A 12469-nucleotide genomic window follows, 5' to 3' on the forward strand; every position below is an offset into this window, starting at 1 on the left:
ATTAGCAAACTTTTACACTTCTAACACAATCTTAATTAACGGTCGATTGTAGTTGAATAAGCAACAAACGAATATGGAAAATAAAACATACGGTATAGTAGGCTTAGGCAAAATGGGTGCTAACCTGGCTTTACAGGCGGCCGAAAAAGGTTATAAAATGATTGGGTATGACAAGCATTTGCCTACCGACATTGAACAGGAAAATCTGGTGCTGGCCCACAGCTTGCAAAGCATGGTTGATCAGTTGGAAACACCTCGTAAAATTTTTATTTACATACCGGCCGGCGCCGCTATTGATTATGTAATTGCCGAACTAGCCCCCCTGCTTAGCGAAGGCGATATCATTATAGACGGCGGTAATTCTTATTGGGGCGACAGCATACGCCGCGCAGCCAAACTAAAAGAACAGGGTTTGCACTTAGTTGATTGCGGTACCAGCGGTGGTGTAAGCGGTGCCCGTAACGGTGCTTGCTTCATGGTAGGCGGGGATAAAGAAGCTGTTGATCAGCTAGAAGGCTTGCTGCGCGATTTGGCAGTGCCTAATGGCTACTCTTATACCGGTAACTCAGGTTCAGGCCACTTTGTAAAGCTGGTTCATAACGGTATTGAATTTGGTATGCTGCAAGCTATTGGCGAAGGTATGGCCTTGTTGCAAAACTATCGCGAAAAGCTGGATATCAGTGATATTTTACACACCTGGAATCATGGTTCAGTAGTGCGCTCCTGGTTAATAGAACTCATGAAAACACTGTATGATGAAAAAGAAGGTTTCAATGTGCCATCCTATGTAGAAGATACTGGCGAGGTGAATTGGCTGGTGAGTGATGCCATGAGTATGGAGGTTTCTATACCAGTAATCGCCCAGTCGGTAATGCAGCTGATCGCTTCGCGCGACAGTAACCAAATTTCATCCAAAGCTATTGCCATGATGCGCAACGGGTTCGGTGGGCATCCTTTTGGTACGGATGCTGTTATTGAGCATGAACGGCATTTTGGGAAAGTAGGTGGGTATCCGCCGGTAGAGCCGAAGGGGTAATTGATTTCTATTTGGTGCTTTGTGTTTCTGCGGTTACTTATAGTAGTGTTTCATTAGGATAGAGATGTTCTTTTACCACAGCCTGTGGAAGTTACTTTCTTTTTTACCGCAAAAAAGAAAGTAACCAAAGAAAACTTAGCGTTAGCGATCTCATGAACACCACTAAAAAACAAATAACAAAGTGAATAAAGCTCTCGGCCGCACCTTCTTTCTACTCTAGGTTGTACCAGTACTTAAGACAGTAGCTACTGAAAGAAGCTGAATGCCGATTCTTTTGTGGGCTCGTTCTAACAGTGCTTTACGTCAAATAACAAAAGTAAAAAAACAAAAAGAAGCGCAAAGGCCCGCTATCGCGCCCGGGCCGGCGGCTGCCTGCGGAGTTAGGTAGGGATCGCGAGAGCTAGGCCTTTTTGTTTCTTTTGTGGCTATGACAAAAGAAATAGCCTCCGCGGCAATGAGCGGACGAAGAAAGTGAATAACCACTATAGGAAGTTAAACTAACAGCACGAATCAAACATCAATAGCAAAACAATTCTATCATCAAGTAAAAACCCTATTGCAATCACTTGCAATACCATTCCTTTCCACAATTTATAGTATTTTCAGCCTCGTTAAAGCGTTATATGAAAAAACTTTACCTAACGGCGGCTGCTTTACTGGTAGCGGCAACATCCTTTGCACAAAACGAGATATTTTACACGGTATCTTTCCCCAATGCTGTTCATCACGAGGCTGAAATCAGTATGCGTATTCCGGAAGTACCTGCAGGTACCTTGCGTGTACGCATGAGCCGGTCCTCACCAGGCCGTTACGCCACGCATGAATTCGGCAAAAATATTTATAACATAAAAGCTTACGGCGAGCAGAATCAGCCACTTACCCTTAAACAAGTAGAAGGCGACGTGTATGAGATAGCACAGCACGGCAACACCGTTATCATCAACTACACCCTGTTTGGCAATTGGATGGACGGTACATATGTGGGCATTGATGCCAGCACGGCTCACCTGAATATGCCTGCCGCTTTTATGTGGGCGTATGGTATGGATAAGCGCCCGGCGCGATTTAAGTTTAATGACCTGAACAAATATGGCTGGCAGGTAGTAACCCAGTTAAAGCCCGATGCAACAGGTACTTATTACGCTCCTAATCTGCAATACATGATGGACAGCCCAACATCATTAGCTCCTGTAAAAACTTATAGCTGGACCATCAAAAACCCAGACGGCAAAGTTCAGGATTTGCACTTAACCACCCACAGCAATGATGATCAAACCGTTGTTGATAATTTTGGTAAAATGGTGCAACGTATTACGCAAGAAGCACAGGCTGTTTTTGGCGAACTGCCTAAGTACGATTATGGTAATTACACGTTCATCCACGATGTGTACAGCACTAATGCCGGCGACGGGATGGAACACCGCAACTCTACCAGCATCGTACAAACTACGCCACAAATAGCAGGCAATGAAACCCGCTTATTAGGCACCTTTTCGCACGAGTACTTTCATAGCTGGAATGTAGAGCGCATCCGGCCCAAATCATTAGAGCCGTTCAACTTTGAACACGCCAACATGAGCAGCGAATTATGGCTGGCCGAAGGCTTTACTCAATACTATGGCGAATTGTTGATTGTGCGTGCCGGTTTACGCCAGTCAGCCGACTATCTGCGTACTGCAGCCGGCTTGGTAAATACCGTATTGAACACCCCTGCGGCAGCGCGTTACTCGCCTGCACAAATGAGCCGCTATGCAGTTTTTGCTGATGCCGGTGTGGCGGTTGATCAAACCAATATGGCCAACATTTTTACCAGCTATTATACCTATGGCGGCGCAACCGCGCTGGCGCTTGATTTACGTTTGCGTAATGAGTTTAACCTAACGCTGGATGACTTTATGCGTGCGCTATGGCTGGCTCATGGCAAACCCGAAAAGCCTTATACCATACCTGACCTGCAAAATGTGCTGGCCAGTGTAACCAAGAACCCTAAGTTTGCGGCTGATTTTTTTAGCAAATACATTTATGGGTTCGAGAAGAACGATTACACAGCCTTGCTGGATAAAGCCGGGCTAATACTGCGCCGTGCACAAGCAGGCAAAGCATGGGCCGGACAGCTGCGCTTGTCGCCATCTAACGAGGGTTTGCAAATTACCGGTAGCACCATCATCGGCACACCGGTTTATACAGCTGGTTTAGATGCAGGCGATATTCTGCTTACGGTTGATGGTAAAGAAGTAAAAGATCAGCAGGCCTATATGTCTGTAATTGCCGGAAAGAATATAGGCGATAAAATTACCTACACTTATAAAAACCGTACAGGAAACCACGAAGCGGTTGTAACCTTAACAGAAAATCCGGCTTATGAAATTGTTACCTACGAGTCTGTTAGCAAACAACTCTCACCGGCACAAGAGGCATTCCGTACAAAATGGTTATCTACTAAAGTAAAATAATAATGAAAAGATATACACTGGCCCTTGGCTTGGCCTTAGCCATACAGAGCAGCTTTGCACAAAATGTAAACAAGCTGATTGAAGAAAAAGATGTAGAACGCATTATCAAAACCCTCTCGGCTGATGATATGCAAGGCCGGGCTACCTTTACGCCGGGTATTGATAAAGCAGCAACTTTTATTGAGGGTGAATTTAAGAAAATTGGCCTGCAGCCTTTGAAAGGGCTTAACGGTTACCGTCAAAGTTTCAGTATGGTGCGCACAGAGCCATCTAAGATGGAAGTTTCTATTAATGGCGCTCCGGTATCTGCTGATAAGGTTGCGGTTGTTGCAGGTTCATCTTTTGACTGGAACAGTAACTCCGATGTGCAAGTAGTGAAAGTTGGTGCCGATCAAAACTTTCAACGTGAATACCGCTCTTATATGACCAGCGGTAAAAAAACACTATTGCTGGTTGATCCGTCTTCCGAAACCTTTTTTAAACGCCTAAAGGATTTTATTGGTCGTGGTTCTACAACTTTCGAAACATCAGCCAACAATACACAACAGGTAGCAATGGTGCTGGGAACATTCGATGATGTAAAATCGTTTGCTGTCCATTACGAGAGTAAACCCGAAAACCTGCCACTGTTTAACGTAGCTGGTATGATTCCGGGTAAATCTAAGCCGAACGAATATGTGGTGTTTGCGGGTCATTACGATCACTTAGGTATTATCAAAGCAGCTGACGGCGATAGCATTGCCAATGGTGCCGACGACGATGCTTCGGGCACAACCGCCATGATTACGCTGGCCAAGTATTACAAAAAGCTGCACAACAACGAGCGCACCCTCATATTTGTAGCCTTTTGTGCCGAAGAAATTGGTGGCTTTGGCTCACAATATTTTTCTAAGCAGTTGAATCCGGATCAAACGGTAGCGATGTTTAACATTGAGATGATTGGCAAACCGTCTAAATGGGGCATTAACTCGGCTTTTATTACCGGCTTTGAACGTTCGGACTTTGGCGAGATTTTGCAACGCAATTTGGAAGGTACAGCCTTTAAATTTTACCCGGACCCCTATCCGCAGCAAAACTTGTTTTACCGTAGTGACAACGCGACACTGGCTCGTTTAGGTGTTCCGGCCCATACCATATCAACCGATCAAATTGATACCGACAAGTTTTACCACAGTGTTGATGATGAATTAAGCACACTGGATGTTAATAATATTACAGCCACTATTCGCGCTATTGCGTTAAGTTCGCGTAGCATCATATCCGGCAAGGATACGCCGAAGCGGGTTGCAAAGTTAGAACGCTAGCATCACAATAAGCAAAAGCCCCTGATAGCAATTAGTTTTCAGGGGCTTTTTATTTTAAGACAGTCGCTTAAGTACTAATATATACTTCTACCTGCACCGCCATCAACCGGGATAGTAGTGCCACTAATATACGCCGCCGGTTCGGAGGCTAGGAAAGCTACCAGGGCAGCCAGTTCTTTAGGCTCCCCGATGCGGCGTAATGGAATGTTGGCGGCACGTTGTTTTATAGCTTCTTCCGGATCTTCATCTTTAGGCAAAGTATGTTTGATGCGGTCGGTTAGGATTAAACCGGGAGCTACGTTATTTACCGTAATATTGTAAGGGCCCAGCTCGTCGGCCATTAATTTAGCCATCCCTACAATGCCCATGCGCATACTAGTTGACAGAACAGAATTGGCTAACACCGATTTTACAGAACCGCTGATGATATTAATGATACGGCCGCTGCCGGTTTTTTGCATATGCGGTAAAGCCAGGCGGCTTAAACGGGCAAAGCTTAATAGGTTTAGCTCAAAAGCTTTTTGCCACTGCTCATCGTCAAAAGACTCAAACTTATCAAAAGGCGGACCACCGGCATTATTTACCAAAATATCTATCCGGCCAAACTGTTCACCAACCTGGTTAATCAGGTTATTAGCATCTTCAGCTTTGGAAACATCAGTAGGTACAGTGATAATTTGTGCGCCTGTATTTTGTCTGATTTCCTTGGCAGTAGCGTTCAACTCGTCGGCATTGCGCGAGGCAATTACTACAATAGCACCTTCCTGAGCCAGTGTGGTGGCAATTGCTTTACCCAAGCCTTTGCTGGATGCCAATACTACGGCTACTTTGTTAGTTAGTTTGAAATCCATGTTTGTATGTATTGAAAAGTTTAATGCGCAATGCTTATTAAGTATCCGGTTTAATAAAAATACAGTTTGTGAACATTTGGTTACAAACTGTATTTTTCATATTAACTTCATAGCAAATGAAATATAAAATTACCCCTTTTGCCATAGTAGCTATTGTAGGAATAGGGATAGGTGTCTACGTGTTTGCCTCATCTACCTTTATTAAAGGTAAGCGCCAAGAGGGAGATGTGTATTTAACGCTTTTTGGTGTGATAGTTACTTTATTTAGTGCAATTGTACTGCTAGTAGATAGATTAGCAATTAGACAATTAAAACAGCATTTTTATTCGATTGCCTTTACAGAACTTGCTTTAATAGCGATAGTTGCTATTTTTATACTTTTACACTGATAATTTCACGAGCTTCTCACCTTTCAGCACCGGGATGGCCGTGGTTAAATCAATCTGCTCACAAAAAGCGATGTCTTTTTCAATGCCCAACTTTTTTAAACGTTCACCGTGTGAGGTCTTTTTGAGGTATTGCCTAATATCAGCCTTGCCTAACTGGAATAAATCATTAGCTGCAATAGCGGGGTCGTCCAGCTTATAGCCTTCGTTTTTTAATTGCTCTATCACGGCACCGGCAAACAAGGTGTCTTCCAGGTTAAAGTTATTTTTCCAGCCGGCGCATACCAGTAGTACGTTGTCTTGTTGGGTTTTGAGCCAGTTGCATAATGCGGTTAGGTTCAAAAACGAACCAATAACTACCCGCCTGGCACTACGTGATAAGTGCAACGCATGTGTGCCGTTAGTGGTGGTTAAAACCACGGTTTTACCGGCAACCTTATCGGTCGTATAAGCAAATGGCGAATTGCCAAAATCAAATCCGGCTACTACTTCGCCGTTTCGCTCGGCTGCCAGTAAGTAACCCAAGCCTTTCTCTCTATACGCGGCACACTCCTCAACTTGTGATACCGGTATAATAGCCTCAGCACCGTTTTCAATACCATAACAAATGGACGATGTCGCCCGGAAAATATCAATAATAACTACAATGTATTCTTCTACCTTATACAGCGGCAACAGGGCTGGCGTAAGGCAAACTTCTAAGCTTTTTGTTTCCATAGCTCCAGAACGTCAATTGCGAGGAATGAAGCAATCTTTGAATGCTAAGGCAGTTTGATTACCTTCTGCAGAGATTGCTTCATTCCTCGCAATTGACGATATTTAAAATGTTTTTATTGCTTATAGAAAGGCATTTTCACCACCTGGGCTTTTACCTTGTTATCGCGAATCTTGATGAAGATTTCAGTACCTTCCTTAGCCAGTTCGGTTTTCACATAGCCCATACCGATCGCTTTTTGTAACGATGGCGATTGGGTACCTGATGTTACACGGCCAATGTTATTACCTTCAGCGTCTACAATTTCATAATCGTGGCGAGGAATGCCACGCTCAACCATTTCAAAACCTACCAACTTTTGGTTAAGGCCTTGCTGTTTTTGTTGTTGCAGAGCTTCCGAATTGGTAAACGGCTTGGTAAATTTCGTGATCCATCCTAAACCAGCTTCTAACGGCGAGGTATTATCGTCGATGTCATTACCATACAAACAAAAGCCCATTTCCAGGCGAAGGGTATCGCGTGCACCTAATCCAATAGGCTTAATACCAAATGGTGCACCAGCTTCAAATACGGCTTTCCAAATGGTTTCGGCATGCTCATTATCAAAATAAATTTCAAAACCGCCTGCACCGGTATAACCTGTTGCCGATACTACAACGTTATCAATGCCGGCAAACTTGCCCTTTTTAAAGGTGTAATATTCCATCGAAGCCAGGTCTATATCTGTTAGGCTTTGTAGTGCTTCAGCAGCTTTAGGACCTTGGATGGCCAGTAATGAGGTACGGTCAGAAATATCCTTCATTTCTACCCCATAAGTGTTGAATTTGCTGATCCAGTTCCAGTCTTTTTCAATATTAGAGGCGTTAACCACCAGCATGTAAGTTTTCTCGTCTATACGATACACCAGCAAGTCGTCTACAATGCCGCCGTTTTCGTTAGGCAAACAAGAGTATTGTACTTTACCGTCGTACAGTTTAGATACGTCGTTACTGGTTACCTGCTGAATTAAATCCAGCGCTTTATCACCTTTTAAAATGAATTCGCCCATGTGGCTTACGTCAAACACACCCACCGCTTTACGAACGGTGTCATGTTCTGCGTTGATGCCGGCATATTGCACGGGCATATTATAACCAGCAAAAGGTACCATTTTGGCACCTTCTTGTATATGAATATCGGTTAAAGCGGTATTTTTCATCCAATAACGTTGTTTTGCGTATGCGAGTAGTTTATTGGCCGCAAAAGTACAATAAAATAAGGCTAAACGTTGGATGAAAGCACCTTTTGATAAAATTCTACCAGTTTTTGGGTAACCACGTGCGTGTCGTGATTTTTTCGAACTTGTTCGCGTGCATTGCGGCCAATGCGTTTGCAAAAGTTTTCGTCGGATATACAGCGTTTAATGGCTTTAAAAAACTCCTCTTGCGTATTGGCTATCAAAATATTTTCGCCGTTTTCATAACTGATACCTTCAGCACCTAATGAAGTGGAAATGATGCATTTCTGCATCGCCATACCTTCTACAATTTTTACGCGCATACCGCCACCCGATAGCAGGGGCACAATCATAATGGCCTTGCTGTTTACAAATTCCAGCGCGTCATCTACCTCGCCTTGGATGTAAATCTTACCCATTACCTCATAATCATCAAAGCGCTCGGGGATATCATTACCGGCTACATAGAAGCGTACGCGCAGGTCGCCGTCGGTTATTTCTTTCGAAAAGTGGTCCAGGAACCATTCAATGCCCTCGCGGTTGGGCATCCAATCCATCGCCCCTAAAAAGAAAAGGCTCGGAAACTCTGTTTTAGACAAATCGGGCTGATAGCGTGATAAATCTAACCCCACCGGCAGCACCTCAACCGGTACTTTTGCGCCGTTTTGTAACATCAGCTGGCTATCTTGGTCGGTAAATGCAGCCAAGCCGTCGAATTGCAGCAGCTGTTGCAGTTCAAACTTTTTTACACGGCGTGCAATCATTTTTAAGTAAGAGCGCTTAAATGGATCTCCTTTTTGCATGGCCATGCGCTCCCATACCAAATGCTCAATATGGTGAGCACGGTAAATAATTTTTGAAGAAGTTACTTTGCGGACAGCGGCCAGGTATGGGGTGACAAAAAGGCCTTCAAACTGAATAATATCATAATTGCCCAACTTTACTTCTTGTACCAGCAATCGTTCAAAATCGGAATTGTAATAACGCTCGATAGTATACAAACGGCTGCGGTTAAACAAGCTGGAAACGGCACGTTTAAAAGATATGCTGGTATCTACGTTGTGCTTATAAAATTTAATTTGTTTAGCCAAATCATCCGTTGGCCCGTGGTGTCTGTGCTGTTTTTTGGGATGCAGGGAAAAAAGTGCCACCTCGTGACCCAGGCGCGTCAGGCCCCGTATGGTATTGCCTACCACAATAGGATATCCGCTGGTTTGCGGAAAGGGCGCCAGATGGGTAACGATTAAAATTTTCACAGCATAGGTTAAAATGTGGTTGTAACAAAAGTATCTAACCCAGCACCTTTATCAAAATTAAAAGATACTAAGTTGCGGATCTGTGACACTAAAGCTGCGGCGATGGTGTGGCGTAAATCCATGTTGTAAAACCATACTGCGGTGCTTTTGTGTGGGATAACCTTTATTGCTGTGCCAATCGTACTCCGGATGGTCCAGCGCAATTTGCTGCATGTAATCATCCCGGTAAGTTTTAGCCAGAATAGAAGCTGCTGCAATACTAAAATATTTGCCGTCGCCTTTTACAATACATTGGTGTGGGGTATCCAGATACTTATTGAACCGATTGCCGTCAATAATCAAAAACTCCGGCTTCAAATGTAATTGCTCAATGGCCCGGTGCATAGCTAAAAACGAGGCGTTTAGTATGTTAATTTCGTCAATTTCGGTATTGCTTACAGATGCCACGGCAAAAGCTAATGCCTGCTGCTCTATTTCGGTACGCAACAGATATCGGGTAGCTTCGCTTAGTTGTTTGGAGTCGTTTAATAACGGATGTGTAAAATCGGGAGGTAAAATAACGGCGGCAGCAAAAACAGGTCCGGCTAAACAGCCCCGTCCGGCCTCGTCGCAACCGGCTTCCAATAATTCAAACTGATATCGTGCAGATAACATAAGTGTATGTACAGCTAACGTTAAGCTGCTTAAAATATTTTGAGGGTAAGCAGGGTAACGTCGTCTATACGCTTGCCTTTGATGGTGCGGTTCAGGTGATCCATCAGGCTTTGGTTAAATTTTTCGGGGCTCAATGCAGCATTTTCTTCAACAAACTCTACCAGTTTTTCTTCGTTCCACTGTATGCCCTGTTGCTGCTCATAGTCCATTAAGCCATCGGTGTAATTAAAAATCAAGCTATTGGGTTCAACTATCAGATGGCCTTGGTTGATGAACGGTAAGTCATCAAAAACACCAATCATGGTAGTGCCTATTTTAAGTGAAACGGTTTGGGTGCCGCTTTGAATTATGGGTGGATTGTGCCCGGCATTGATATAGTGCAGGGTGCGATCCTTTTCATTGTATTTGGCTACAAATAGGGTGATAAAGCGCTCACCTTTCGTATTCTTAATAACAATTTTATTAAGGCGCTTTACCACGTTGGTCAGGTCTTCTTCTACCGTAGCCCATGCCCGTATGCTGGCTTGGAAGTTGGCCATTAGCAAGGCTGCCGATATACCTTTGCCTGATACGTCGGCAATACACCACAAAAATTCATGGTCATTAAGACGCAAAAAATCAAAATAATCGCCGCCGATATCCTGGTGAGGCAAATATTTGGCACTTACCTCAACTGCTGTATCCTTATGCAGCTTAACCGGAATCAGCATGTTTTGCACCTCAACGGCCAATTCCATTTCGCGCTGAAAACGCTCGGCTTGCAAACGTTCGCGGAACAGACGTTTGTTTTCGAGCGCTACCACAATTACGTTAATTAACGTTTGGATGAAATTCAAGTCGTTGCTGAGCATTTCGCCCGATATATTGAAATCACCTATCAGGGCATAAGCTAGTGCTTTACCTTTGTGGTAAATAGGCACTACGTAATTATAGGTGCTCAGCACTGGATCGGGATGACCGGCCAGCGGCGTGGCAGTTTTAACCTTTTTAAGTTTTAAACAAGCCCGGTGCAATACAGGCAATGTTTCAAATTCGCCGCCAAATTTAGATACACAAACAAAGTTGCCCTGCTTGTCCATCAGAAAGCGGAGCTTTCCCACCTGCAGGTAACTTTTCAGTATTACCTCCAGCATCTGGATCAGTACCGGCGCAGACGTGTTTTTGTTTATAGCCTGCGTAACCTCCAGTAACGAATTGAGTTCCCACTGCCTTTTAAGCAGTAGTTTAATCAATTCATCTTCACCAGAGCCTTCGTCAAAAATGTGCATTCTTTGTTTTGTAGTCGCGGTTCTAAAATAGAAAAATTAAGATTACATCTGTAAGTTTTGTGATTTTATATCAAAGGCGTCTCGCAGCCCTACCGTAACCAGGTTAAAAGCGTATACCATCAGCATAATAGCCAGTCCGGGCAATACGGCTAAATAAGCCGAATCCATAATAATATAGCCATAATGTTCGCGTATCATGCCGCCCCAAGTTGGCGTAGGTGGCTGTGCACCAAAGCCCAAAAAGCTTAACCCAGCTTCTAATAAAATGGCCGAAGCAAAGTTAGATGAAGCGATTACCAATACAGGGCCGGCCATATTAGGCAAAATATGGCGTGCAATAATACGCAGATTTTTGTAACCCAACGCCCTTGCAGCTTCAATATATTCTGCCTGTTTTAAACTGATGACCTGGCCACGCACCAATCGCGCGGCCTCTACCCACATGGATAAGCCCACTGCAATAAATATTTGCCACAGCCCTTTACCTAAGGCAAATGATAAAGCGATAACCAATAATAAGGCCGGCAACGACCATAAAATATTCATTACCCAGCTTAATGCCGCATCCATCCATCCGCCGTAGTAACCAGCCAGCGCCCCTATGGTTACACCGATGAACAAACTGATAAGCACAGCCATTAAACCTACAGATAACGAAATACGGGCACCCAATATAATACGGCTTAGCAAATCGCGCCCATAAATATCAGTTCCCAGCCAAAAACTTTTTCTCTGGATATGCTCTGCACGTATTTGTTCATAAAGGCTGTTTAGGTTGATTAGCTGTGTTTTTTGTAAAGCTTTTTGCCCGTTTATCACTTCGGCAATGTTGTAAGCTTGCCGGTCGGGTTTATCTTCATCGCTTACATAAGCGTTCAGAATAATAGAGTCCGCTTTGAAGTAGTAAGTTACAATAGGTATCTCCTGGTATAGTGCCGGTTGACCATATAGCATTTTAGTGAACCAGTTAACCGTATCTGTTTGCTGTTCTTTGCGTAACAGCAACATCTGGTAATTGGCACCTGGCTTCTTTAAACTAAGCTGCAAAGACATATTGTTAGCGCTGGGGCTGTCGTCGGGCATAATAAGGTAGCCGAGTATAGCTACCAATACAGCCAGTATAATAATTAACATGCCGGCTACCGCTGCTTTATTACGTTTAAATATTTTCCAGGTGCGTTGTGCAGGGGTATAGTCAGTCAAAGCTGTTGTAGTTGTTCTTATCCGGTTAAATATCGCTTATTATGGCGGATGTGGCAAAATTATATAAATAAGGGGTGTCTTTTCTTGTTGTTATTTAGATTAATTCAAAATAAGTTTGACAGAAAAG

At 43.8% G+C, this 12469-nt stretch carries 11 protein-coding genes; 4 read left to right on the plus strand and 7 right to left on the minus strand.

All coding sequences use genetic code 11. From position 1 onward, the window contains the following. Positions 1–73 precede the first annotated feature (73 nt). The 3 genes from gnd to GPM24_RS06625 all read left to right on the plus strand — a co-directional run bounded on the left by gnd (position 74) and on the right by GPM24_RS06625 (position 4793). The gene (gnd, locus tag GPM24_RS06615; RefSeq protein ID WP_158825925.1) at positions 74–1036 is read left to right on the plus strand and encodes a phosphogluconate dehydrogenase (NAD(+)-dependent, decarboxylating); all 963 of its coding nucleotides are present in this window, start codon (positions 74–76) and stop codon (positions 1034–1036) included. Positions 1037–1659: 623 nt separating this feature from the next. After that, positions 1660–3489: a M61 family metallopeptidase gene (locus GPM24_RS06620; RefSeq protein WP_158825926.1), complete on the plus strand. Its 1830-nt coding sequence runs from the start codon at positions 1660–1662 to the stop codon at positions 3487–3489. Positions 3490–3491: 2 nt separating this feature from the next. After that, positions 3492–4793, plus strand: coding sequence for a M20/M25/M40 family metallo-hydrolase (locus tag GPM24_RS06625; RefSeq protein WP_158825927.1), 1302 nt, complete (start codon positions 3492–3494; stop codon positions 4791–4793). A gap of 74 nt (positions 4794–4867) precedes the next feature. Here the strand turns inward: GPM24_RS06625 and GPM24_RS06630 are convergent, their stop codons facing one another. Then, positions 4868–5644 (minus strand): SDR family NAD(P)-dependent oxidoreductase, encoded by a 777-nt coding sequence (locus GPM24_RS06630; RefSeq protein ID WP_158825928.1) that lies wholly within the window; start codon positions 5642–5644, stop codon positions 4868–4870. A gap of 116 nt (positions 5645–5760) precedes the next feature. Here GPM24_RS06630 and GPM24_RS06635 point away from each other — a divergent pair, with 116 nt between their 5' ends. Next, the gene (locus GPM24_RS06635; RefSeq protein ID WP_158825929.1) at positions 5761–6033 is read left to right on the plus strand and encodes a hypothetical protein; all 273 of its coding nucleotides are present in this window, start codon (positions 5761–5763) and stop codon (positions 6031–6033) included. On the opposite strand, the gene GPM24_RS06640 is transcribed toward GPM24_RS06635, so the two are convergent. The 6 genes from GPM24_RS06640 to GPM24_RS06665 form a co-directional block, all read right to left on the minus strand. Then, entirely contained in the window at positions 6025–6747 is a 723-nt protein-coding gene (locus GPM24_RS06640) for a 2-phosphosulfolactate phosphatase (protein WP_158825930.1), read from the minus strand. The genes GPM24_RS06635 and GPM24_RS06640 overlap by 9 nt on opposite strands. Before the next feature lie 113 nt (positions 6748–6860). Beyond that, positions 6861–7943 carry a glycine cleavage system aminomethyltransferase GcvT gene (gene gcvT, locus GPM24_RS06645; protein WP_158825931.1) on the minus strand — a complete coding sequence of 361 codons (1083 nt, stop codon included), beginning with the start codon at positions 7941–7943 and terminating at the stop codon, positions 6861–6863. Between the two features lie 62 nt (positions 7944–8005). Continuing rightward, positions 8006–9217 carry a glycosyltransferase family 4 protein gene (locus GPM24_RS06650; protein WP_158825932.1) on the minus strand — a complete coding sequence of 404 codons (1212 nt, stop codon included), beginning with the start codon at positions 9215–9217 and terminating at the stop codon, positions 8006–8008. A gap of 57 nt (positions 9218–9274) precedes the next feature. Further along, positions 9275–9871, minus strand: a complete 597-nt coding sequence (gene rnhB, locus GPM24_RS06655) for a ribonuclease HII (protein ID WP_158825933.1) — start codon at positions 9869–9871, stop codon at positions 9275–9277. A 29-nt stretch (positions 9872–9900) separates the two neighbouring features. Next, positions 9901–11139 (minus strand): PP2C family protein-serine/threonine phosphatase, encoded by a 1239-nt coding sequence (locus GPM24_RS06660; protein WP_158825934.1) that lies wholly within the window; start codon positions 11137–11139, stop codon positions 9901–9903. A gap of 42 nt (positions 11140–11181) precedes the next feature. Next, positions 11182–12342: an ABC transporter permease gene (locus tag GPM24_RS06665; RefSeq protein ID WP_158825935.1), complete on the minus strand. Its 1161-nt coding sequence runs from the start codon at positions 12340–12342 to the stop codon at positions 11182–11184. Between the last annotated feature and the right edge of the window lie 127 nt (positions 12343–12469).

It is taken from the genome of Mucilaginibacter lacusdianchii, assembly GCF_009770985.1.
Lineage (GTDB): Bacteria > Bacteroidota > Bacteroidia > Sphingobacteriales > Sphingobacteriaceae > Mucilaginibacter > Mucilaginibacter lacusdianchii.

Bases quoted from the DNA above. Each gene is read 5' to 3' on its own strand.
- GPM24_RS06620 (WP_158825926.1), top strand. From the start codon at position 1,660: ATGAAAAAACTTTACCTAACGGCGGCTGCTTTACTGGTAGCGGCAACA.
- GPM24_RS06630 (WP_158825928.1), bottom strand. From the start codon at position 5,644: ATGGATTTCAAACTAACTAACAAAGTAGCCGTAGTATTGGCATCCAGC.
- GPM24_RS06660 (WP_158825934.1), bottom strand. From the start codon at position 11,139: ATGCACATTTTTGACGAAGGCTCTGGTGAAGATGAATTGATTAAACTA.
- GPM24_RS06625 (WP_158825927.1), top strand. From the start codon at position 3,492: ATGAAAAGATATACACTGGCCCTTGGCTTGGCCTTAGCCATACAGAGC.
- gnd (WP_158825925.1), top strand. From the start codon at position 74: ATGGAAAATAAAACATACGGTATAGTAGGCTTAGGCAAAATGGGTGCT.
- GPM24_RS06635 (WP_158825929.1), top strand. From the start codon at position 5,761: ATGAAATATAAAATTACCCCTTTTGCCATAGTAGCTATTGTAGGAATA.
- GPM24_RS06640 (WP_158825930.1), bottom strand. From the start codon at position 6,747: ATGGAAACAAAAAGCTTAGAAGTTTGCCTTACGCCAGCCCTGTTGCCG.
- rnhB (WP_158825933.1), bottom strand. From the start codon at position 9,871: ATGTTATCTGCACGATATCAGTTTGAATTATTGGAAGCCGGTTGCGAC.
- gcvT (WP_158825931.1), bottom strand. From the start codon at position 7,943: ATGAAAAATACCGCTTTAACCGATATTCATATACAAGAAGGTGCCAAA.